This is a genomic window from Pseudomonas sp. P1_A1 (assembly GCF_056406935.1).
The window spans coordinates 79,393-103,352 of sequence record NZ_JBFTZE010000010.1; the positions used below are offsets into that span (position 1 = coordinate 79,393).

Genomic DNA, 23,960 nt, shown 5'->3' on the forward strand with positions numbered 1-23,960 from the left:
GAAGAAAGCATCAGGTCGTTATAGAAATCTTAGGCAGCGCTCGCCACTACGGCCGGGCGACGGGACAGAAGGCTGACCACCACGAAACTCACCAGGCCCACGCCGAGGCTGTAGTAGATCGGAGTGTTGGCGTCCATACCGTCCTTGATCATGAACAACAGCGCAGTGGCAAAGCCCAGGCCCATGCTGGCGATAGCGCCGGCGGTGGTTGCACGTTTCCAGAAGATCGCGCCGATCAGCGGAATCAGCATGCCGCCCACCAACAGGTTGTAAGCCAGGGTCAGCGCGCTGATCACGTCATGTACGACCAGAGCGATGCCGAGTACGACGATGCCGGTCAACAGGGTGAACAGGCGGTTCATGCCCAGGCTCGACTGTTTGCCTCCACGCAGTTTTGGCAGCAGGTCTTCGGTCAGTGTGGTGGCAGCGGCGAGCAGGCCGGCGCTGGCGGTGGACATCATGGCCGCCAGGGCCGCGGCGATCACCAGACCACGGATACCGTCCGGCAGGGACAGTTTGACGATGGCGGCGAAAGCGTTGTTGACGTTGTCCAGGTCCGGGATCAGCACGTGAGCGGCCATGCCGATCAGGGCGCAGGCCAGGCCGTAAAGGATGCAGTAGAAGCCTGCGAAGGTACCGGCGACCTGAGCCACTTTGGCGCTCTTGACGGTGAACACACGCTGCCAGATGTCTTGGCCGATCAGGATCCCGAAGAAGTAGATCATGAAGTAGGTGATGATGGTGTCCCAGCCAATCGTGGTGAAGCTGAAGGCAGTGGCCGGCAGTTTCAACACCAATTCATCCCAGCCGCCAACGCGGTACAGGCAGATCGGCAACAGGATGAACATCAGGCCGACGGTCTTGATCACGAACTGGACGATGTCGGTCAAGGTCAGGGACCACATGCCGCCGATCGCAGAGTAGATCACAACCACGCCACCGCCGAGCAATACCGAGACCCAGAACGGCAGGCCGAACAGCACTTGCAGCACGGTGCCGATTGCCAGGATCGAAACTACGCCGATCATCAGCGCATACGCCAGCATGATCACCGCGCTCGCGGAGCGGGCCATCGGGTTGTAGCGTTTTTCCAGCACTTGGGTAACGGTATAGATTTTCAGTTTCAACAGCGGTTTGGCGAGGAACAGGTTCAGCGCCACGATCCCGCAGCCGAGTGCCGCGCACAGCCAGAAACCGGAGATGCCATGGACGTAGCCCAGGCGCACGGTGCCGACGGTGGACGCACCGCCCAGAACGGTGGCGGCCATGGTGCCCATGTACATGCTCGGGCCGAGGTTGCGACCGGCGACCAAAAAGTCTTCGTTGGTCTTGGCCTTGCGCATGCCGTAATAGCCGAGCATCAGCATCGCGGCGGCGTATATGAGAACGACGAATAAATCCAAAGCCATGATGGCGTGTCTCCGATTGTTTTTTTTATGGTGAGGCGAAAATCAAACCCTGTGGAAAATCGCCCCTGAGGGAGCGAGGACCACAGGTAATGCGTTGAATCAGGCGGCTTGTCGCATCGCCGGTTTACCGAGCGAATCCGTGCCCTTGCTGCGTGCATCGTTGGGGCCGAACACCGCAGGCGATTCCGGAAACAGGCTCAGCAGCGTCAGGTACACCAGCGAGGCCAGGCCGAGGGTTACCGGCAGGCTGATGTCGATCCCGCCGGCCAGATCTCCGAGCGGCCCGACAAACTGCCCCGGCAGGTTCACGAAGCACAAACCGACCGCGGCACTCGGGATCCAGGCCCCCAGGCCCCGCCAGTTCCAGCCGTGGGTGAACCAGTAGCGGCCACCTTTTTCGCCACGGGTGAACACTTGCAGGTCATCCGGGCAGTAGAAGCCGCGACGCACCAGCAGGCCGATGATCATGATCACCATCCATGGGGTGGTGCAGGTGATGATCAGCACGGCGAAGGTCGACACGCTCTGCACCAGGTTCGCCGCAAAGCGCCCGATGAAGATGAAGGCAATCGACATCACACCGATCAGCAGCGTCGCTTTAACCCGCGACAGGACCCGTGGAAAGACACTGGACATGTCCAGCCCGGTGCCATACAGCGACGTGGTGCCGGTGGACATGCCGCCGATCACCGCAATCAGGCACACCGGCAGGAAGAACCAGCTCGGCGATACCGCCAGCAGGCCGCCGACGTAGTTGTTGGCCGCGATGTAGTCCGGTGCCTTGATCGCCACGATGGTGGCGGTGGCCAGGCCGAACAGGAACGGGATGAAGGTCGCGATCTGCGAGATCACCACGGCGGCCATGATCCGGCGCTTGGAGGTGTCACGCGGGATGTAGCGCGACCAGTCGCCGAGGAACGCCCCGAAGGAAATCGGGTTGCTCATGGCCACCAGCGCAGCGCCGATGAACGCCGCCCAGAAACCCGGTTGACCGAGGCTGACGCTGCCGGCGTAGTTCACATCGAAAGGGCCGGCGAAGGCGAAGACGCCCAGCAGAAACAGCAGGCTGGCGCTCCACACGGCGATCTTGTTGACCCACAGCAGGAAGCGGAAGCCGTAGATGCACACCGTCAGCACCAGGATCGCGAACAGACCGTAGGCCAGGCCCAGGGTCAGGTCGGTTTCCGGCAGGCCGATCAGGCGTTTCGCACCACCGATCAACGCATCACCCGAGCTCCATACCGAGAGCGAGAAGAAGGCGATGGCGGTCAGCAACGACAGGAACGAACCGACGATCCGCCCGTGCACGCCGAAGTGAGCACCGGACGACACGGCGTTGTTGGTGCCATTGAGTGGACCGAACAGGCCCATCGGCGCGAGGATCAGCGAGCCCAGCAACACGCCCAGCACAATCGCCCAGACGCCCGCCTGAAAAGACAGGCCGAACAGTACCGGGAAACTGCCGAGCACGGCGGTGGCGAAGGTGTTGGAACCGCCGAAGATCATCCGGAACAAGTCCGTCGGGCCTGCGGTGCGTTCGTTGTCCGGGATCTGCTCGACCCCGTAGGTTTCAATTTGCGTAAGGCTTTGGTCTTTGTTGTTGTTATTCATGATCTGCTCCGATCATAAAGGCGCGCTCATCGTGCGTGAGCGTCACCTTGGCTAAGGGGGTGGCAGCCCTTCCGGCATTGCGGACAAATGTTCGTGGCAGGCCAGCCATAGGCCTTGTTGTTCTTGGCCAGACGCCTGTTTCTTGAAAACAATCGTCTCGCGCTCCTGGCTGAAGTGTTGCTCCCCTTGCATGCGCAGCTCGGTGGCCACGTCATGGATGAAAATCGCCACGTCACCCTGCAGGCTGACGAAGGCGTTGCTCGAGGTGCACGACAGCACCTCGAAGCCGTCCTCGGCACGCCAGTTGTCCCACAGCGCCTGGTAGGCATCGCGCGACAGCAGAGGCTGTTCGAGGGTGTAGAACACGAAGCTGGCATCGGCACTGAATGCGCCGAAGTAAGCTTCGCGATCGTTACGGGCAAAGGCCGACACCAGCTCGGCGGCGGCGTTGAGTACCTGATCACGTTCGTTCATGACCGATCCTCAGCGATGGACTACGCCTGGCAGTACGCAGAGCATTTCGTACAGCAGGTTGGCGCCCAGCAGCGAGGTGTTGCCGGTGGTGTCGTACGCTGGCGAGACTTCTACCAAATCGCAGCCGACCAGGTCGAGGCCTTGGCAGCCGCGCACGATTTCAATCGCCTGAATGGTCGTCAGACCGCCGATTTCCGGGGTGCCGGTGCCAGGTGCCCAGGCCGGATCGATGCCGTCGATATCGAAACTCAGGTACACCGGACCGTCGCCGACTTTCTCGCGCACTTCGGCCATCAGCGGCGCCAGGGACTTGTGCCAGCATTCTTCGGCCTGAACCACGCGGAAGCCCTGATTGCGGCTCCAGTTGAAGTCATCGGCGGTGTAGCCCTGAGCCCGCAGGCCAATTTGCACTACACGGTCGCAATCCAGAAGACCTTCTTCCACAGCGCGACGGAAGGTGGTGCCGTGGGCGATTTTCTCGCCGAACATGTGATCGTTCACATCGGCGTGAGCGTCGATGTGCACCAGGCCGACCTTGCCGTGCTTTTTATGGATGGCACGCAGGATCGGCAGGGTGATGGTGTGGTCGCCGCCCAGGGTCAGGGGGATCACATCGTGCTCGAGGATATTGTCGTAGGCCTCTTCGATGATCCGCACGGCGTCCAGCAGGTTGAAGGTGTTGATCGCCACGTCACCGATGTCGGCAACCGACAGCGAGTCGAACGGCGCAGCGCCGGTAGCCATGTTGTACGGGCGGATCATCACCGATTCAGCGCGGATTTCACGCGGCCCGAAGCGGGTGCCGGGGCGCAGGGACGTGCCGATGTCCAGCGGGATGCCGATAAAGGCAGCGTCCAGGCCGGCAGCGGAGGGCAAATGGGGGAGTCGCAGCATGGTGGCGATGCCGCCGAAGCGCGGCATTTCATTGCCGCCCAGTGGTTGGTGAAGAATCTTGTCCACGGGTAAGGCCTCATCGTCGTTGTTTTATTTATGCAGGTAAGCCGCTCGGGGAGAGACGGGCACCGCTGTGGGCCGATTCTGCGAAATGCAGTGGCCGGGAAGAATCGCTACGGGCAAATACTTAGTTCAGATTTTTCTAAACTAATGGCAGCAGCGGCGATAGACTCTTTCCCGTGATCGTTCCCACGCTCTGCGTGGGAATGCATCCACGGACGCTCCGCGTCCAGCCGTTTCGTGCATGTGACGCAGAGCGTCACGGACTGCATTCCCACGCAGAGCGTGGGAACGATCTATGGAGTAACCATGGCCAACGCTTTACCCGACCTGAAACTATTGCGCATCTTCGTCAGCGTGGTCCGCCATCAGGGGTTCGCCAACGCCCAGCACGAGCTCAATCTCTCGACGTCGGCCATCAGCACCTATATGAGCCAGCTCGAAGCGGCGCTCGGCCTGGTGCTCTGCCATCGCGGGCGCGGTGGTTTCAGCCTGACCAGCAAGGGCGAGCTGTTCCATCAGGAAACCCTGCGCCTGTTGGCCGAACTCGAAGGTTTCGAACAATACGCCGCCGCCCTCAAAGGCGAACTGCGCGGCACGTTGAACCTGGGGGTGATCGATTCCACCGTCAGCGACAAAGCCTTGCCATTCGCCGAAGCCATCGGTGCCTACAGCCAGGAGCACCCGGCGGTGCACTTGCATCTGTCGGTCATGAGCCCCTACGAACTGCAACTCGGCGTGCAGGACAACCGCCTCGACCTGGCCATCGGTGCCTTTTCCACGCGCATGAGCGGTCTGGTGTACATGCCGCTCTACCGCGAACAGCACTGGCTGTATTGCAGCAGCCGTCATCCGCTGTTCAACGAGCGGCGCATCCCCGAGCAGGTCATCACCCAGCAACGCATGGTCGGTCGCGGCTATTGGAGCCAGGCCGAACTGGCGCGTCATGGTTTCAAACACAGCGCGGCGACCGTGGAAAGTATGGAGGCCCAATTGATTCTGGTGCTGTCCGGCGCCTACATCGGTTACCTGCCGGAGCACTACGCTCAGGCCTGGGCCGACAAGGGGGATTTGCGCGTGCTGCTGCCGGCAACGTTCGGTTATCAGGCACCGTTTTCGATGATCGTGCGCCGTGGCCGTAGCCGCGAACCGTTGATCCAGACTTTCCGTGATTTGCTCAAAGCACAGCTCAATCAGGCTTAAGAATATGTCCAGAATCCAGTGCCCGCGCTGCCTGCGTCCGCAAACTCATTGTCTGTGCCCACTGATCCCAAGCCTGGATAGCCGCACGCGGGTGTTGCTGTTGCAGCATCCGAGTGAAGTGAACCATGCACTGAACACCGCGCGGCTGGCGGCGTTGGGGCTCAAGAATGCCGAGTTGATCGTGGGCGAGGTGTTTGAGGATTTGCCGGCGTTGTTGCATCAGCCGGGCTATCAGGCGCGGCTGCTGTTTCCCGGTGAAGATGCGCAGCCGATGCAGGCGTACACCGCGAGTGATAAGCCGCTGCTGCTGGTGGTTCCGGACGGCACCTGGCGCAAGGCACGCAAAATGCTGCACCTCAATCCGTTGCTGGCGGCGTTGCCCAGAGTGACCCTGGCCGAGGGCGGGGTGTCCCGTTATCGCTTGCGCAAAGCGCCGGGGCCTGGGGCGTTGTCGACGGTGGAGGCGATTGTGCAGGCGTTGCAGACCCTCGAAGCACCGAGCAGTTTCGAGCCGTTATTAAAGCCGTTCGAGGCGTTGATCGAGGGGCAGATCGCGGCGATGGGGGAGGCGGTTTTTCAGCGTAATCATGGGCCGAAATAGTGAGCGTGTGATGTGATCGTTCCCACGCAAAGCGTGGGAATGATCACACAACAGGGACAGCGTGAGACTTAGCGTTCCCGCATCGCCTCGGTCCGTGCCTTCAACACCGGTTTAAGCAGGTAATCCAGCACGCTTTTCTCCCCGGTAATAATGTCCACCGTCGCCACCATCCCCGGAATGATCAGTAGCGGTTTCACGTCCCCGCCCAGGTGATTCTTGTCGGTCCTGACCTGAATCAGATAGAAACTGTTGCCCTTGTCATCGGTAATGGTGTCCGCCCCGATCAACTCAAGCCTGGCACTCAACCCCCCATAAATCGTGTAGTCATAAGCGCTGAACTTGACCATGGCTTTCTGGCCCGGGTGCAGGAACGCCACGTCTTGAGGGCGGACCTTGGCTTCGATCAGCAGGTTGTCCTCCACGGGCACGATTTCCACCATGTCGCTGCCCGGCTGAACCACGCCGCCGATGGTATTGACCTTCAGCACTTTGATGATGCCGTGAACCGGCGACACCACGGTGGTGCGCGTTACCCGGTCGTCGATGGCAATGCTCGTGGCGGTGATTTTCGACAGGTCGGTGCGTTTCTCGTTCAGCTCTTTCGCCGCGTCCGAGCGGAAGGATTGTTCGGACTCGTCGATCTTGCTTTTGATCTCATTGATCGCCGATTCCGCCCGGGGAATCGCCAGGGTCGTGGCGTTCAACGAGCCGCGGATTTCCACCGCGCTGCGTTTGAGCCGCAGGATTTCCACCGGCGACACCGCCCCGGTGCCCACCAGCGGCGCCGACATGTTCATCTCTTGTTGCAGCAGCGCCAGGCTGGAACTGAACTGCCCCTGTTTGGAACGGAACTCCGCCAGCTCCTGGGTTTTTTGCCGAAGCTGTTCAGTCAGCGTGCGCTGTTCGCTGGCCAGTCGGCGCTGGCGTTGTTCGTACAGCGAGCGTTCGTCCTCGGCCACTTGCGGCGCCTTGGCGATGACTTCCGGGGACAGCTTGAACGGCCGGCCTTCCGCTTCGGCGGACAATCGTTCGACCTGCGCGATCAAGGCATAGCGATCCGCTTCGCTTTCGCCCTTGTTCGACAGGAATCGTGTGTCATCCAGGCGCAGTAAGGTGTCGCCCTTGTTCACCATTTGCCCTTCGCGCACGAAAATCTCGGTGACAATGCCGCCTTCCAGGTTCTGGATCACCTGTATCTTGCTCGACGGAATCGCCTTGCCTTCGCCCATGGTGACTTCCTGCAACACGGCGAATTTGGCCCAGACCAGCGCGCTGATCAGCAGTGCCGCCGCCAGCCACACGGTGATCCGCGACCAGCGCGGCGAATCCTGCAACGAGGCACCGGCGGTTTCCGGCATGAATTCGCTTTCGGCGCTTTTGCTGAAACTGCCGAAGTAGCCCCTGTCTTTTGATGTTGCTGACGATGAACCAGCCATGGGCAACTCCTAAACCGTCGCAGAGCCAACACGGCCCTTGCGCAATGCATCGATCACCGCTTCTTTCGGGCCGTCGGCGACGATCCGCCCGTTGTCCAGCACCACCAGCCGATCCACCAGGCTGAGCATCGAGGTACGGTGGGTGACCAGCAGCACGGTTTTGCCCTGGACCCAGCCGTGGAGTTTCTGCCGTAGAAGGTCTTCGCTGCTGTTGTCCATGGCGCTGGTGGGTTCGTCGAGCAGCATGATTGGCGGATCGAGCAACAAGGCCCGCGCCAGCAACACCGCTTGCCGTTGCCCACCCGACAGCAACTGACCGCGCTCGCCTACTGGTCGGTCAAAACCTTGTGGATGCTGACGCGCCAGTTCAGTCACGCCGGTCAGTTCAGCGACTTCGAGCATCCGGGCATCGCTGATGTAGCGTGCGCCGAGGGTCAGGTTGTCGCGCAGGCTGCCGGCCAGCAACGGCAGGTCGTGGGCGACGTAGCCGATCTGTTGACGCAGGTCGGCGACGTCCAGTTGCCGCAGGTCCAGGCCATCGAGCAGCAACTGGCCTTCTTCCGGCGCGTAGAACCCCATCACCAGCCGCGCCAGCGTGCTTTTGCCCGAACCGCTGCGGCCGATGATGCCGATCCGTTCGCCGGGCTTCATGCTGAAGCTGACGTTGGCCAGGGCCGGCGCGTTCTGGCCGTTGTAGTGGAACGTTACGCCGCTGAAGTCCAGGGCGCCTTGCAGTTGCGTGCGCTCCAGCGGCCGCTGCCTGGCGTCGCGCTCTTGCGGCAATGACATCAGCGAATCGGTGCTTTTCATGGTCAGTTGCGCTTGCTGGTAACGGGTGATCAGCCCGGCGATCTGCCCCAACGGCGCGAGCACGCGACTGCCGAGCATGTAGCTCGCCACCAGCGCACCGACGCTGAGGTTGCCGGCGATGATGCTGTAGACCCCGGCGACGATGGTCGCCATGCCAGAGAACTGCTGAATGAACAGCGTGCCGTTGGTGGCCAGCGCCGAGAGGTTGCGTGCATGGCTGTCGAGGCGGGTGAGGGCGCCGTGGGTGCTTTCCCATTTGTGTTGGCGCTCGCTTTCAGCGCTGCAGGCCTTGAGGGTTTCCAGGCCGCCGAGGGTTTCGATCAGCAGGGCCTGGCGCTCGGCGCCGAGGCTCAGACTCTTCTGCACGGTGTCGCGCAGGCGCGCCTGAATCACCATGGCGAAGAGGATCGTGATGGGGAAGGCCAGCACTGGAATCACCACTAGCCAGCCGCCGAGCAGGCCGATCACTACCAGCATCAGCACCGCGAAGGGCATGTCGATCAGGCTGGTCAGCGTGACGGCGGTGAGAAACTCCCGCAGGCCCTGAAAATCATGAATGCTCTGGGCGAAACCACCGATGGTCGCCGGTCGCGCCTTCATCGCCATGCCGGTGATGCGTTCGAACAGGGTCGCCGAAAGAATCACGTCGGTTTTCTTCCCGGCGGTGTCCAGCAAATGCGCACGAACCACCCGCAGCACCAGTTCAAAACCGGTGCCGATCAGCAAGCCGATCGACAGCACCCACAAGGTTGAAGTGGCCTGGTTCGGCACCACCCGGTCGTAGGTCTGCATCACGAACAACGGCACCATCAGGCCCAGCAGGTTGATCAGGAAACTCGCCAGAATCGCATCGCTGTACAGCCATTTCGACAGCTTCAGCGTGTCGCGAAACCACGCCTCGACCCGCGGCACCAACGGTGCGCGCAAGTCTTCGAGTTCATGCCGTGGCCGGGCGAACAAGGCCTGGCCGCTATAGCTGGCGGCCAGCTCGTCCGTGCTGACCCACTGTTCTCCGCCGTCGGCTTCGCTGGGCAGAATCAGCGCCTGACCATCGTCGCCCCACCGGCGCAAGACCGCGCAGCGGCCATGGTTGAGGATCAGCATCACCGGCAGGTTGAGCGCGCAAATATCCGCCAGTTCACGGCGCAGCACCCGCGCCTGCAAACTGGCCCGGGCCGCTGCGCGCGGCAGCAGGTCCAGGCTCAAACGTTGGTGTGCCATTGGCAGCCCGGCACTCAGGCTGGCGCGACTGACCGTCGCGCCGTGGAGTTTGCAGAGAATCAACAGGCCGTCCAGAAGCGGATCATCGAAGCTCAGACGCGGATCGACACCCGTGTTGCCGGTTTCCATGCTGGTCACATTGATCGCTCCTACACGGCGTTACTTCATTTGAGTTCAGGCAAGCGCGCTTCGTTTTTCACTTCGGTGGCGGCGATCGCATCGGCGGGCAGCACCACCCGTTGCTTGCTCAACAACTGGCCCATGTTCGCCAGAACGCGGTACATCGAGAACTCCTCGGTGTAGCGCACTTCGGTGTAGCGGCGGTTGGCGTTGTAGAGCTCGTTTTCACTGTCGAGCAAGTCGAGCAGGGTCCGTTGGCCGAGGCCGAACTGATCCTGATACGCCGCCCGCACACGGGTGGTGGTTTCGGCGTACTCGCGGGCGGTCGGGGTTTGTTTCTTGGCGTTTTGCATGGCGTTCCAGGCCAGGTGGATGTTCTCGTTGAGCTGGCGCAAAGCGTTGTTGCGGATGTCCATCGCCTGGTTGATCTGGTGCGCATCGGAGGCCAACCGGGCCTTGTCGCTGCCGCCACGGAACAGGTTGTAGTTCATCACCACGCCCACTCGCCATTCGTTGTCGTGGCCTTGATCGCCCTGCACATTGTTATTGGCGCCCACCGCTGCTTCGGCATCGAAGCGTGGGTAGAACGGCGACTTGGCAACTTCGTACTGGCTCTCGGCCGATTGCACGTCAGCCTGCGCGGATTTCAGGTACGGGTTGTTTTCCACCATGCTCTGCTGGGCTTCGGGCAGGGTGGCGGGCAGTTCGCCGCGGGTCGACGGCGGGGCTTCGAGTTCATCGGGCATGCGCCCCACGACGCTGTAGAAATTCGCTTCGGCATCGGCCAGATCGACTTCGGCTGTGTCGAGGTTGTTTTGCGCCAGTGCCCGGCGAGCGGTGGACTGGTCGGCGTCGGCGTTGCTGCCGATCCCACGCTGGGTACGCAGGCCGATCTGATCGTTGACCCGCATGTGCGCTTGCAGATTGTTCTTGGCCAGGGTCACCAGTTCGCGGCGCTTGAGCACTTCGAGGTACACCTCGATGGTGCGCAGGGCCAGGTCCTGAGCGGTGCCTTGAGCGTAATAGGCCCGCGAGTTGGACACGCCTTTGGTGCGCGCGACCTCGTTGGCGGTGTTGAAACCGTCGAACAGCATCTGCCGCAGACGCAGTTCCGACTGGGTGTAGGTGAGGATTTCGGTGTTGTGATTGCCCCGCGACCGGGTGGTGGTGTTATCGCTGTAGCCGCGCCCGTAGGCGGCGTTCAAATCCACCGATGGATAAAAGCCCCCTTTAGCGACTTTAATCTGCTCGTCGGCCGAGAGCCGGGCATCGACCCGAGACGCCAGTTCCGGGTGGGTCGCAATGGTGCTCTGGATCGCCTCGGTCAATGACATCGCCTGAGCCTGAGAAGCGCAGGCCATGGCCAGCAGAATCGCACTGCAAAGGGGGGTTAAAACGCGCATGGGTGCATCTCCCTGATTCCTGATGGTGCTTAGCGGTCGCCATTTTTTTGACGATATTTTTAGGTGAAACCGTTTCATGCCTGTAACAACAGAGCTAAGAACATCCTGAAGCGTAGCTAAGAAAAATTTTTCATAAGGGCTATGCCAAAAAAAACTTATGCGCCCTGAGAAATCCAGCACATTGTTCAATGCGAAAGCCTTTGTTTTATTAGCTTTCGGGAGCGTCAACAGGGTTTAGGAAAGTTCCATTCACTTTTCGACACAGGGCGAAGAAGTGCTGGAGGGGAGGAGAGCGAGACGGTTTAGAGGCGACATTTTTTTGTCACTCGAGTGATTCAGAACCGTTACGCATTCGTTTGCAGGCCGGCTGTTTTGGAAGTGGATCCCGATGCCATTGATTGCAGAGGGTTTTATCCCGATCCACAGACTGCCCCTCGCGAGCGACACGCCTGGCGAGAATGTCGGGAGGCAGCGGTTTACACGGAGGTAAGCGCTTTCCGGCAGACAGGCCGCCAGGCCACCTGACCATGGGCACGTTCTTCGCGCAAACAGGATGCCGACATCAGTTGGCAGCGGAGGAATGCACATGGCAACGCTCATCGGTATCGTCAGTAAGGTCATCGGTCAGGTGTATGCAGTGGCGGGTGATGGCACTCGACGGGCACTGATCGAGGGCGATCGGCTGTTTGCCGGCGAGCAACTGGTCACCGGGGCCGAAGGCGCGGTGGCGGTGCATTTGCATAACGGCCAGGATCTGACGCTGGGGCGTGACAGCAGCCTGCAAATGACCGCCCAGTTACTGGCGCACCAGGTGCCGCATGTGGAGACCTCCGATGCGGTGACGCCGAGCCAGGCGCAACTGACCGATATCGAGCAAGTGCAAAAAGCCATTGCCGCTGGTGCGGACCCGACCCAGACCGCTGAGGCCACCGCCGCCGGACCGGGCGCCACCGGTGCGCCCGGTGCACTGGGCGGCGGTCACAGTTTTGTGTTGTTGGAGGAAGTGGGCGGGCGGGTCGATCCCACGATTGGTTTCCCTACAGCGGGCTTCAACGGCATTCCCGAATTTCCTCTGGAGCGCCGGGACCCGGACAACGGCGACAACGGCGGCAACGGTGCAGGCCGTGCAGGCGGTGCGGGGGGTACAGGCGTTGTTCCCGTGAATAACCCGGTCACCATCACCGGCCTCTCGGTGGCGGGCGGCGAACTGACCCTCAATGAAGCCAACCTGGCGGACGGGTCGGCCAGCAACCCGGGGGCACTGACTCAGCACAGCACGTTCACGGTGTCTGCCCCCGACGGGCTGAGCAGCCTGAGCATCGGCGGGATCAGCGTGATCAGTGGCGGGGTGCCCATCGGTTTTCCGCAGTCGATCACCACGCAACTGGGCAATACCCTGACGATCACCGGCTACAACCCGGCCACCGGCGTGGTCAGTTACAGCTACACCCTGGTCGGCAACGAAACCCATTCGGCCGGCGACGGCACCAACAATCTCACCGAACAGTTCACCGTGGTCGCGAGCGACAGCAACGGCGATACCGCCACCGGTTCGCTGGACGTCAATATCACCGACGATGTGCCCAAGGCCATCGACGACAGCAACGCCCATACCGCGTCGGAAACCCTGCTGACCCTGACCGGCAGCGTGCTGCCCAACGACGTCCAGGGCGCCGACCGCATTCCGACCGGCCCCGACAGCGGGCCGATTATCGGCGGCACCTTCACCGGGACTTACGGCACCTTGGTGTTGAACGCCAACGGCACGTATACCTACACACTGAACACCAGCGATGCCGATTTCAAAGCCCTGCACGGTGGTGGCAACGGCACCGAGCATTTCGTCTACACCCTCACCGATTCCGATGGCGATACCAGCACCGCGACGCTGGTGCTGAACATCCATAACAACGATGACCTGGTGACGCTCGATGGCCTGAACGTCAACGGCGGCGAACTCACCGTCTACGAAAAAAACCTCAGCGACGGCAGCAGCGCCAACACACCGGCGCTGACCCAGAGCGGCACCTTCACCGTCACCGCGCTCGACGGTTTGCAAACCCTGACCGTCGGCGGCATCGTGGTGGTCACCGGCGACCTGATCACAGGCTTCCCGCATTCGATCGTCACGCCACTGGGCAACACGTTGACCATCACCGGTTACGACAGCACCACCGGCGTGGTCAGCTACAGCTACACCCTGGTGGATAACGAAACCCACCCGAACGCCAACGGCACCAACAGCATCACCGAGAACCTCAACGTCGTCGCCACTGACGTCGACGGCAGCACGGCGGTGGGCCAGATCAACGTCAACATCGTCGATGACTTGCCCACCGCCAACCCTGATCACGCCTCAGTGGCCGAAGGTGCGACGGTCTCGGGCAACGTGCTGGGCAACGACATCGGCGGCGCCGACGGACCGGCCCTCGGCGGCGCGGTGGTCGGCGTACGCGCCGGCAGCGACACCTCGACTTCAGCCATCGGTGGCTTGAACAGTCAAATCAACGGCACCTATGGCTACCTGACCCTGGATGCCAACGGCGATGCGGTCTATCACAGCAATCCAAATGCCGTGAACGGCCCTGGTGCTACCGACGTGTTCACTTACACCGTGCGCGATGCCGACGGCGATGAAAGCACCACCACCATTACCATCGATGTGGCCAACTGCACCCTCGTAGCTGCCACTGACACCGATGTGACGGTTAGTGAAAAAGCGCTGGATCTGACCAAGGACGGGCAGGACCTGGCGGCGGGCACGGTCATCGGCAGCGAACCTGGCAACACCGGCGAAACCGCCTCCGGCACGCTGGTGGGTTCAGTCACCGGCACCAGCGACACCATCACGTACAGCCTGGTCGGCAGCGCCAACGGAACCTATGGGCAAATCCTGCTCAACCCGGACGGCAGCTACACCTACACCCTGACCTCGCCCCCCACGACCACACCGCACGCCAACGACGGGCCGAACACCCTGAGCGAAAGCTTCACCTATCAGGCCACCGATTCTCTGGGCAACAGCGTCACCGGCACCATCGTGATCAACATCGTCGATGACGTGCCAACCGCTCATGCCGATGTCGATTCAGTGGCGGAAGGCGGCACGGTCAGCGGCAATGTGTTGGGCAATGATGTACTCGGTGCTGACGGCCCGGCCTTGGGTGGCGCGGTGGTCGGCGTGCGCGCCGGTGGCGATACCTCGACTTCGGCTATCGGTGGTTTGAATACGCACATCAACGGCACCTACGGCTATCTCACCCTGGATGCCAACGGCAACGCCGTGTACCACAGCAATCCGAACTCGGTCGGCGAACCGGGCGCCACGGACGTGTTCACCTACACCGTGCGCGATGGCGACGGCGATGAAAGCACCACGACCATTACCATCGACATCTCCAACTGTTCGCTCGTGGTGGCCCCCGATAACGACGTGACCGTTTACGAAAAGGCGTTGGACCTGACCAAGGACGGCCAGGACCTCGCGGCGAGCACTGTCATCGGCAGCGAGCCTGACAACACCGGTGAAACCGCCTCCGGCACATTAGTCGGTTCAATCACTGGCGCCACTGGTGCAATTACTTACGCCCTGGTCGGCAGCGCCACTGGCACCTATGGGCAAATCCTGCTCAACCCGGACGGTTCCTACACCTACACCCTGACTTCTGCGCCCACGACCACGCCGCACGCCAACGACGGCGCGAATACCCTGAGCGAAAGCTTCACCTATCAGGCCACCGACTCCCTGGGCAACAGCGTCACCAGCACCATCGTGATCAACATTGTCGATGACGTGCCGACGGCCCATTGCGATTCGGTTTCGGTGGTGGAGGGCGGCACGATCAGCGGCAATGTGCTGGACAACGATGTGCTCGGCGCTGACGGCCCGGCCTTGGGTGGCGCAGTGGTCGGCGTGCGTGCCGGCGGCGATACCTCGACTTCGGCTATCGGTGGTTTAAATACGCACATCAACGGCACCTACGGCTATCTCACCCTGGATGCCAACGGCAATGCCGTGTACCACAGCAACCCGAACTCGGTCGGCGAAGCGGGCGCCATCGACACCTTCACCTACACCGTGCGCGATGCCGACGGCGATGAAAGCACCGCCACGATCACCGTTGATGTGTCCAACAGCTGCCTCGTAGCCGCCACCGATACCGACGTGACCGTCTACGAAAAAGCGTTGGATCTGACCAAGGACGGACAGGACCTAGCGGCGGGCAGCGTCACCGGCAGCGAGCCCGGCAACACCGGTGAAACCGGCTCCGGCACGTTGGCAGGCTCGGTCACTGGCGCCACTGGCGCGATCACCTACACCCTGGTCGGCAGCGCCACCGGCACCTACGGGCAGATCMTGCTCAATCCCGACGGTTCCTACACGTACACCCTGACCTCGGCGCCGAAAACCTCGCCGAACACCAACGATGGCGCGAACACCTTGAACGAAAGCTTCACCTACAAAGCCACCGATGCGCTGGGCAACAGCACCACCGGCACCCTTGTGGTCAGCATCGTCGATGACGTGCCTCACGCCGTCGCCTCGGACCGTTCGGTGCCGGCGGTGCAGATCGACTCCAACCTGATGCTGGTGATCGATGTGTCCGGCAGCATGGACGACCCCTCCGGCGTATCGGGCCTGTCTCGGCTGGACCTGGCCAAGCAGGCGATCAGCGCGCTGCTCGACAAGTACGACAATCTGGGCGACGTGAAGGTACAGATCGTCACCTTCAGCAGCAGCGCCACCGACCAGACGTCGATCTGGGTCGATGTGGCGACCGCCAAGTCGATCATCGCTACGCTGACGGCAGGTGGCGGGACCAACTACGACGCGGCCGTGGCAACCATGGAGAGCGCGTTCGACACCTCGGGCAAACTCATCGGGGCGCAGAACGTCGGCTACTTCTTCTCCGATGGCAAACCCAACGAAGGCGACATCGGCACCGCGGACGAGATCGCGCTCAAAGCCTTCCTCGACGCCAATGGCATCAAGAACTACGCCATCGGCCTGGGCAGCGGCGTCAATAACGCCAGCCTCGATCCGGTGGCCTATGACGGCAGCACGCACAACGACACCAACGCTGTGGTGGTGACTGACCTCAACCAACTCAACTCGGTACTTTCGGGCACCGTGCAAGGTGCGCCGGTCACTGGTTCGCTGCTGGGCGAGGGCGGTACATTCGGCGCCGATGGCGGTTTCATCAAAACCCTCACGGTCGACGGCACCACCTATACCTACGACCCGAAAGCCAACAGCAATCAGGGTTCGCTGAACTTCAGCGGCGGCGCCAACCACGGCACCTTCAACACCGTCGACAACACCCTGAGCATCGCCACCCACAACAGCGGCACGCTGCTGGTGAACCTCGACACCGGCGAGTACACCTACACCTCGCAGAAAACCACGGCCGTGCAGATCACCGAAAACATCGGCTTCACCGCCAGCGACAACGACGGCGACCTCACCAGTTCGACCCTGACAGTCAACGTGATTGCGAATTCGCCACCGGTGGCGGTCGATGATCACATCATCACCAACGTGCTGTCGGGCAGTATCGTGGTGCCGGGCGAGCTGCTATTGGCCAACGACACCGACCCCAACGGTGATGCGCTCACGGCATCGCCGACCACCTTCAACACGGGTTGGACGGCCAAGGGGGCGGACTTTACCGGCACCAACTCGAGCTTCAGTTTCACCGGCAATAACGTCCAGGCCGTGACCATCGCCCGCAGTGCATTCGTCGCCAACGCTGCCGCCATGACCGCCATGCTGGTGGTCAGCGGGGCCTTGGGGGCGGTCAGCACCAACAATACCAACGATGAGGACCGCATCACCGTCAACCTCAAACAGGGCGAAACCCTCAACCTGGACCACAACCTGGCGGCCGGCCACATCACCATGGAGTACTCGGTCAATGGCGGCGCTTACATGGCTCTCGCCGATGGCCAGACCATCACCGCCACGGCGGACGGCACGTACCAGATCCACATCACCAACATCGACGACGGCGGGCCGGGCAACAGCGGCAAGGGTGCGGAAAACTATCAATTGACCATGACCGTCAACTACGCCGGGGCTCACGACAGCACGCCGGACTTCCACGGCACCTACACCGCCAGCGACAACCACGGCGGCAGCGACAGCGCGGCAGTCGACATCACCTATCAGGCTGGCCATACACTGACTGGCACTTCGGGTGATGACGTGTTGATCGCGGGCACCGGCAACAACATTATCAATGCGGGTGACGGCAACGACGTGCTCACCGCAGGCTCAGGCAATAACGAGATGCATGGCGGCGCCGGCAACGATCTGCTGTTCAGCGGGCCAGGCAACGATTGGCTCGATGGTGGCACCGGCAACGACACCGCGAGCTACGCCCATGCCACCGCCGGCGTCACCGTCAATCTCAGCCTGCTCACCGCGCAAAACACCGTTGGCGCAGGCAGCGACACCCTGACCGGCATCGAAAACCTCACGGGCTCGAACTTCAACGACAGCCTCACGGGCGACAACAACGGCAACATCATCAACGGCGGTCTGGGTAACGATGTGCTCAACGGCGGGGGCGGCGACGACTTGCTGATCGGCGGTCTGGGTGACAACACCCTCACCGGCGGCAGCGGCGCCGACACCTTCCAGTGGCTTAAAGGCAACAGCGGCCACGACGTCATCACCGACTTCACCCCCGGCACCGACAAACTCGACCTGTCGCAACTGCTGCAAGGCGAAAATGGCACCGCAGCGTCGCTGGATGACTACCTGCACTTCAAAGTCACCGGCAGCGGCGCGACCCTGGTCACCAGCATCGACATCAGCGCCATGGCTGGCGCCACGCCGAGCCAGACCATCGACCTGGCCGGCGTGAACCTGGCCAGCCACTACGGCGTCACCCCCGGAGCGAATGGTGTGATTGCCGGCGGTCACGATACCGCGACCATTATCAACGGCATGTTGAACGACCATTCGTTGAAGGTGGATACCGTGTGATCTGAAACGACAAAACCCGCCATCCCGGTGAAAGGGGGTGGCGGGTTTTTTGTTGGTTGGGGTTTTGATCCACCACCCTTGTGCCCGAACACACCTCCTGTGGCGAGGGGGCTTGCCCCGTTGGGTTGCGAAGCGGCCCCAAAACCATTCACCGCAATTTTCAGGTAAACCGCATGTGCCTGGATGACGACTGCTGCGCCCGGGCGCGGATCGGCCGAACGGGGGCAAGCCCCCTCGCCACAAGTTTTGTTTCGTTATAGGGCCGGGTCAGCCTTCAGCTCCAGGCTATCCAGCGCCCGACTCACCGCCAGCTCCCCGAACATGATGAGCTGCGCGACGCCCAGTATCGTATTGCGCTGCGGCCCCTCCAGAAACCCGGCGCAGTCACTGGCGATCACCTTGGCCGAGGCAAAGGATTCGCAGGCGTTGGCCAGCAGTTCTTCGATGTTGATGTCCGGGGCGACGGTGTAAATCGTGCTCGGTTTGCGCGGGGGTTTGGGGTCGGACGGTTTGAGGTAGTAATCGAGGGCGCGCTCGGCGGCTTCGTTGAGTTTTTTGGAGTCCGGGGTTTCGTAGGGGGAAACGTCGTCGGTTTCAGGGGGATTGGGTGTGGCTTTGAACATTGTGATGCTCCTTGATTAGTGGAGCCGCCACGGTTCGCTGCGAAACGAAGGGAGGTGGCAGCTGTACGCAGGTTCGCAGACCGGGAATCAAGGAACCCGGCAGACCCGAAGATCTCCCGCGCACAGCCGCCATAACGCCATCCAGTAGACGAAAAAAAGCGCCAACTGAAAGGGAACGGTGGCGCAATGCGCCTTGATTGACCCGGGCTGCGAAACCCAATCGCTGATTTGTCAGCGACCAGGAAACGATAGAGCCCGACCCCAAAGCGTACAAGCCGGCGGATTCTGGCGCAGTCGTAGGCAGCGGCGCAAGAATGTGTAGCCTGAGTGAGTGTCTGGAGATGTCTTTTAAACATCGTTGTTTAGTGCTCACTCAGGATTGGGAAAAGCCACGGCAGATAAATAAATGCGTGGCTCCTTTTCTCCTGCGTTATTCATGATCGCTGAAGGTAAATATTGTCGAGTCTGAAGTCATTGCCTCCACGTGCGTCAGCATATCCACCGAGATCCTGATGATTATTAAGGTAGATGGTGTAGGAACCGTTGGCCGGCACTTTGAAGGTGTTGGTTTGCGAGTACCACGCCCCCGTTCTGGGAACATGAAAAGCCCCCAGGATTGTTATTCCACTAGACGTGGTGACGCTGATTATCGGTGGAACGTTTGAAGGTTGTGGACTGATGTTCGCCACGGAATAAGTGAATCGGTAGGTTCTCTCCTTTTTGAGCTGAAATGTCTGACGTAGCAAAACTCCGGAGTTTCCTGTGCCCTTATAGGTCAGATTCTGGTAAACGCCGCCACCGATAGTGGCGTCCGAGGATGCAGGTCCAAATGCCCAATTTCCCGCATTGCTGGTGAAGTCTGTTATCGAGTCACGCCAGGTATCGGCCAGTACGAATACATTCAACGGCGGCGATCGAACACCATTAACCTGGCTCGTAGAGGATGAAACCAGATACGTGATTTCAACAGGCTGACCTGGATTGGCAACGAATACTGATCTGGGGATCTGGAAGACTAACGGAGCGACGGCTTTAACCTCTTGTGGCAAGGTCTCGTAGTTTTCTCCGGCACTGGTTAATTTGACGCTTATCCACTGCCCTGGCGACATTCCGATAAATTCCTTAACTTGAATACGCAAACCTGAGTCCGGGATGTCATCAAAGTCCAGATTGGGGCCTGGAACGTCCGGGATTGTCGGCGCAATCAACACCAGAGGCTTGACTGTTAGTTTCAGCGGTGGCGACGACGCAACTTTTTTCCCTCCACGATTCAGGTTCCAGAACACCTCAAACGACTTACCTTGTCGGGCGACAATAAACTCCCGGTTCAGCACAAAGTTGGCGCGCTTGTTCTGATTCAGAAGGGTAAGCGGAAAGGGATCAGAACCCACTGGCGCGTTCCTTTCCACCAGCCTCGCCCGGTCTTCAGCAATCGCCGCCAGGAATTCGACCCGCACCGTCGGAAGATCACCCAATGGATCAATTAGACTGACCGCCGGCTTGACCAGAAATGGCGGCAGCAACTCGATCTTCGCTTCCTCGCCAAACATCAATTGCAGCAAATTGGAGAACACCTCCACCTCACCCGGGTTTGTCACCGTGCATTGCACGGTCAAAGGGGTGTTGGAGTAGGGGGCAATGTATTTGGCTGGCACCTGGAAAGTGACCGGTTGTGTCGGGTCGGTGACGATCAGTCGGAAAATGAACAGGGCCGCAATCCCGTCCTGATCGGTGGTTTGCCACCGAGCTTCGACCGTAGCTCCTTCTTTCAAGGGCCAGTATTCGGCGACCCGCACCGTGGCCATGGCGGTGTCGACCGGCAGTTTGTTGTCCACCAGCGGTTCGACAATCGGCAGGCCCAATTGTTGGGATGTGCCAGTGATGGTGACATCGGCCGGTTTCGAGGGCTGGGTCTTGCCTGCTCTGGTCAACTTGTAGGACGCGTGCAAGGAGCCCCCGATCAAGTTTCGTACCCATTCATTCTCGACCGGAAAATTCACTGTCCTGCTGGCGGCAGTCAGCGTCCGGCTGTAGGTGTGGGTGACCGGGTCGCCACCTTTGGTGAGCCCTTCCAGGGTCAGCTCGATCAGATCATTGATTGCAAATACCCCGGTGACCAGCACCGCCATGGCTCCACCCGCGAGCCCATCGTGATGTACTACGTTGTCGGTATCGGCCGGTTCAAAAATCGGTGCGGCCAGCAACACGATGCCGGGTTTGAAAGTGAGGATAAGTGCATCCGACCAGCCGCTGGAGTTCTCCACCACGTCGAACACTTCCCAGCGCACCACCAGGCTGTTGGTGGGCTTCAGGGTGGCGAGCATTCCCGGCGTCAGCTCAAAGACCACGTCACCTAACGCGGTGACGGTGATTTCCAGGAGCAGCGATCCGAAGGCCAGCACCACCACGTCACCGATGGACTGATTGAAATATTCCGGCACGGTCACGAACATGCCGTCATCGATCACGCTCTGATCGACGAAGCTTTCGGAAGCAACGGGCAGCTTGAGGCCTTGGTTGAAGGGTTTTCCGCCGTCTGTGTCCGGTTCACCCGGCGCCGGGTATTTATAAAACAGCGGCACGGGTGGCGATTGTTCGGTGCCGTTTCCGCTCACACGCTCAACTTCGAACCAGAATTCCTTGTTCTCCGATAGCAGCGGCGCAAACCTGGCTTCCATGTCTTTGGCGGAAATATAGAAAGGAATGTTTTTCGCGTTGCCTTCGGCATCGAAGTGGGCTTCGGTGACGGAAAATTCAGCGACGGACGCGTTTTTTGTTTCGATGTAAACCTTGATGTAGTCGCCGATGGCCATGTTCAGATAGGCCAGGATGTAAACCAGCAAACCGTCTCGGTCGCCGTGCACCATGTTGATGTTGATCCCCAAGGCGCCGTCGCTCTGTGGTTTGAAGCCCGCCGGGAAGGGCGGGTCGACGGCCAGCACGCCGATACCGCGATCGGGCGGGAATACAACGACTTGTCCATTGGAGGCGAGGTCAGCGTTTGTCAGGGGGCTGTTCATGAATGCGTACCTTCCGTAGAGGTGCACGGTTTCCCGAATGGGCGGCACCGATATGGATGGATTAGAACGTTGGCGTGAGTGTTTGCCTACTGTCAGATCTGACAGGTGCACACAGGTTTTAGACGAGTGGTCGTACCGCTCACATCGGCTCCGGCGGCCCGATCAACCGACCCATCACCCCAAACACCCCCAACTCCCGAATCACCTCCAGTTCCCCTTTGGTCTCGACCATTTCCGCAATCAACGGCAGATCGATGCTGTTGGTCGCCCGGTATATCGCATCGATAAACAACCGCTTGTCACTCTGCTCATCGATACCCCGAATGTACGCGCCATCGATTTTCAAGTACGCCAACCCCAGCTGCGTCAGGTTGCCGATCTGGCTGAAGCTGCCGCCGAAATGCTGCAAACCGATGCGGTAACCGGTGTTGAGCAGGCTGTGGCTCAGGCGTTGCAGTTCTTCGGGGGGCGGCAGTTGGCGTTCGTCGATTTCCAGGGTCAGCAGCGGCGCCAGTTCCGGCAGTGATTCGAGTATGTCGCAGATAAGTTTCAGCTGGGTCTGATCGCGCAGGGTGCTGCCGGACAAGCTCAGTGCGAGCGGCCAGCGGTTGGCGGCGAGGTATTCGAGGGTGGTTTCGAGCATGGCTAGATCGAACCGCGCCGACCAGCCGAGGCGTTCGATCCACGGCAGGAAATGCCCGGCGGCAATCGCCTCGCCTTGCGGATCGAGCAGGCGCGCGAGGACTTTGTGGTGCAGCACCTGGCTGGTGTCGGCGCATTGCACCACCGGTTGGAAATACAACTGCATCTTGCCTTCGGTCAGCGCATCGTCGATCCAGTTGCGCCAGTCGTGTTGGGATTGGTTGAGCGTGTTATCGGACTGGGCCAGATATATCCATGGCCGCTCGGGATGTTGTCGGGCCTGGGTCAGCGCCTGATCGAGTCGCATCAGCACATCATTTGCCGGTTCGCCGGGGTGATAGGCGACGATGCCCAGGTGCGCCACCGGCATGCAGTCGCTGGCGCCGGTCAGGCGCAGGTTTTCCAGGGTGGCGCTGATTTCGGAGGCCAGGCGCGCGGCACCCTTACTGTCCAGGCCCGGCGTCAGCAAGCTGAACTCGCCGCCGCGATTGCGCGCCGCGAGCCAGGTGCGACGTTCCGCAGGTTGCGTCAGGCGTTTGAGCAACTCGCCGACGGCGCTGATCAGGGCATCGGTGCGCTGGCCACCCAGGCGTTGATTGAGACCGATCAGGTCGTTGATCCGCAGCATCAGCAAATGACCGTCTCGGCTTTGCTCGGAATCCAGTAATTGGTCGGCCAGTTGTTCATCCAGCAAGCGCCGGTTGGCCAGGCCCGTGAGGTTGTCCTGATAGGATTCGGACCGCAGTTTTTCGCTGCGCGCGGCCTCTTCGGCGAACAGTGCTTTGAGTTTTTCGACCATCTGGTTCATGGCCAGCACCACGCGTTTGAGCTCCGGCGTGCGCGGCAGTTTCGGCAAACTGCGGAACTCGCGTTTGCTGATGGCTTCCGCCTGTTTGACCATGTTGTCGAGCGGCCGCAGTTGCCGGCGCAACAGCCAACCACCAAACACGGCGCTGAGCAGTCCGCAAATCAGCAGCCAGATCAGGCTGCCAAGGGTGCTGTCCCAGAGCTTGGCCAGGGCGAACTGCGGGTTGCTCAGCACTTCGACCCGGGCTGCCTGGTCCCAGCCACGCGTGACCAGTGCATCGCCACCTTGTGGGCGCAGGTTCACCAGACTGACGAACCAGCCGGGTACACCCTCGATTTGCGCTGGTACGCTGCGCTCCACCAGCACTTGTTCATTCTCGATGTTGATGACCCGGATGCTGGTGAAATAGCCACTGTCGAAAATCGAGCTGACCATCAATTCGATCATCGCCGGGTCGTCGATCTGCGCGGTCAACGACAGGCCCAGCGCCGTGGCGGCGTCCTGGGCGTGGGAGCGCAACTGGCTGAGCATCTGTTCACGGGAGCTTTCCAGGCTGACAAAAAAACTGCCGCTGAAGGCCACCAGCAAGAACAGGCAAATGGCGAGGAACAATTGTTTGCGCAGTGACATAAAA

At 60.8% G+C, this 23,960-nt stretch carries 13 protein-coding genes; 3 read left to right on the forward strand and 10 right to left on the reverse strand.

Translation table 11 applies throughout. The features are described from left to right. Nucleotides 1-29: 29 nt before the first annotated feature. The 4 genes from AC1D2Q_RS16585 to speB form a co-directional block, all read right to left on the reverse strand. Nucleotides 30-1,409 (reverse strand): sodium:solute symporter family protein, encoded by a 1,380-nt coding sequence (locus AC1D2Q_RS16585; RefSeq protein ID WP_007942152.1) that lies wholly within the window; start codon nt 1,407-1,409, stop codon nt 30-32. 99 nt (nt 1,410-1,508) lie between these two features. Beyond that, nucleotides 1,509-3,020: a purine-cytosine permease family protein gene (locus AC1D2Q_RS16590; protein ID WP_477743406.1), complete on the reverse strand. Its 1,512-nt coding sequence runs from the start codon at nt 3,018-3,020 to the stop codon at nt 1,509-1,511. 51 nt (nt 3,021-3,071) lie between these two features. Beyond that, nucleotides 3,072-3,494, reverse strand: a complete 423-nt coding sequence (locus tag AC1D2Q_RS16595; RefSeq protein WP_105339914.1) for a YybH family protein — start codon at nt 3,492-3,494, stop codon at nt 3,072-3,074. A 9-nt stretch (nt 3,495-3,503) separates the two neighbouring features. Continuing rightward, nucleotides 3,504-4,454, reverse strand: coding sequence for an agmatinase (gene speB / locus AC1D2Q_RS16600; protein WP_007942156.1), 951 nt, complete (start codon nt 4,452-4,454; stop codon nt 3,504-3,506). A 303-nt stretch (nt 4,455-4,757) separates the two neighbouring features. Here speB and AC1D2Q_RS16605 point away from each other — a divergent pair, with 303 nt between their 5' ends. Beyond that, a complete protein-coding gene (locus AC1D2Q_RS16605; RefSeq protein ID WP_007938472.1) occupies nt 4,758-5,651 on the forward strand; it encodes a LysR family transcriptional regulator in 894 nt (297 codons plus the stop codon). A gap of 4 nt (nt 5,652-5,655) precedes the next feature. Further along, a complete protein-coding gene (locus AC1D2Q_RS16610) occupies nt 5,656-6,252 on the forward strand; it encodes a tRNA-uridine aminocarboxypropyltransferase (RefSeq protein WP_477813887.1) in 597 nt (198 codons plus the stop codon). 68 nt (nt 6,253-6,320) lie between these two features. On the opposite strand, the gene AC1D2Q_RS16615 is transcribed toward AC1D2Q_RS16610, so the two are convergent. The 3 genes from AC1D2Q_RS16615 to AC1D2Q_RS16625 are packed head-to-tail and all read right to left on the reverse strand — an operon-like array spanning nt 6,321 to nt 11,242. Next, the gene (locus AC1D2Q_RS16615) at nt 6,321-7,688 is read right to left on the reverse strand and encodes an HlyD family type I secretion periplasmic adaptor subunit (protein ID WP_477813888.1); all 1,368 of its coding nucleotides are present in this window, start codon (nt 7,686-7,688) and stop codon (nt 6,321-6,323) included. 9 nt (nt 7,689-7,697) lie between these two features. Further along, nucleotides 7,698-9,857 (reverse strand): type I secretion system permease/ATPase, encoded by a 2,160-nt coding sequence (locus AC1D2Q_RS16620; RefSeq protein WP_477813889.1) that lies wholly within the window; start codon nt 9,855-9,857, stop codon nt 7,698-7,700. A gap of 26 nt (nt 9,858-9,883) precedes the next feature. Then, nucleotides 9,884-11,242 carry a TolC family outer membrane protein gene (locus AC1D2Q_RS16625; protein ID WP_019648053.1) on the reverse strand — a complete coding sequence of 453 codons (1,359 nt, stop codon included), beginning with the start codon at nt 11,240-11,242 and terminating at the stop codon, nt 9,884-9,886. 586 nt (nt 11,243-11,828) lie between these two features. Between AC1D2Q_RS16625 and AC1D2Q_RS16630 the strand changes: the two genes are divergently transcribed. After that, on the forward strand, nt 11,829-18,233 hold the full coding sequence (locus AC1D2Q_RS16630; RefSeq protein WP_477813890.1) for a retention module-containing protein: 6,405 nt from the start codon (nt 11,829-11,831) through the stop codon (nt 18,231-18,233). Nucleotides 18,234-18,487: 254 nt separating this feature from the next. Here the strand turns inward: AC1D2Q_RS16630 and AC1D2Q_RS16635 are convergent, their stop codons facing one another. From AC1D2Q_RS16635 to lapD, 3 genes are all read right to left on the reverse strand, one after another. Continuing rightward, the gene (locus tag AC1D2Q_RS16635; RefSeq protein ID WP_105339907.1) at nt 18,488-18,856 is read right to left on the reverse strand and encodes a DUF6124 family protein; all 369 of its coding nucleotides are present in this window, start codon (nt 18,854-18,856) and stop codon (nt 18,488-18,490) included. A 434-nt stretch (nt 18,857-19,290) separates the two neighbouring features. Beyond that, nucleotides 19,291-21,876, reverse strand: a complete 2,586-nt coding sequence (locus AC1D2Q_RS16640; protein ID WP_477813891.1) for a carbohydrate-binding protein — start codon at nt 21,874-21,876, stop codon at nt 19,291-19,293. A gap of 139 nt (nt 21,877-22,015) precedes the next feature. After that, complete coding sequence (gene lapD, locus AC1D2Q_RS16645) at nt 22,016-23,956, reverse strand: cyclic di-GMP receptor LapD (RefSeq protein WP_477813892.1); 1,941 nt, start codon at nt 23,954-23,956, stop codon at nt 22,016-22,018. Nucleotides 23,957-23,960 lie beyond the last annotated feature (4 nt).

Excerpts from the sequence above, each read along its gene's own strand:
- AC1D2Q_RS16625 (WP_019648053.1), bottom strand. The coding sequence starts at position 11,242 with ATGCGCGTTTTAACCCCCCTTTGCAGTGCGATTCTGCTGGCCATGGCC.
- AC1D2Q_RS16635 (WP_105339907.1), bottom strand. The coding sequence starts at position 18,856 with ATGTTCAAAGCCACACCCAATCCCCCTGAAACCGACGACGTTTCCCCC.
- AC1D2Q_RS16595 (WP_105339914.1), bottom strand. The coding sequence starts at position 3,494 with ATGAACGAACGTGATCAGGTACTCAACGCCGCCGCCGAGCTGGTGTCG.
- AC1D2Q_RS16590 (WP_477743406.1), bottom strand. The coding sequence starts at position 3,020 with ATGAATAACAACAACAAAGACCAAAGCCTTACGCAAATTGAAACCTAC.
- AC1D2Q_RS16585 (WP_007942152.1), bottom strand. The coding sequence starts at position 1,409 with ATGGCTTTGGATTTATTCGTCGTTCTCATATACGCCGCCGCGATGCTG.
- lapD (WP_477813892.1), bottom strand. The coding sequence starts at position 23,956 with ATGTCACTGCGCAAACAATTGTTCCTCGCCATTTGCCTGTTCTTGCTG.
- AC1D2Q_RS16615 (WP_477813888.1), bottom strand. The coding sequence starts at position 7,688 with ATGGCTGGTTCATCGTCAGCAACATCAAAAGACAGGGGCTACTTCGGC.
- AC1D2Q_RS16640 (WP_477813891.1), bottom strand. The coding sequence starts at position 21,876 with ATGAACAGCCCCCTGACAAACGCTGACCTCGCCTCCAATGGACAAGTC.
- AC1D2Q_RS16610 (WP_477813887.1), top strand. The coding sequence starts at position 5,656 with ATGTCCAGAATCCAGTGCCCGCGCTGCCTGCGTCCGCAAACTCATTGT.
- AC1D2Q_RS16605 (WP_007938472.1), top strand. The coding sequence starts at position 4,758 with ATGGCCAACGCTTTACCCGACCTGAAACTATTGCGCATCTTCGTCAGC.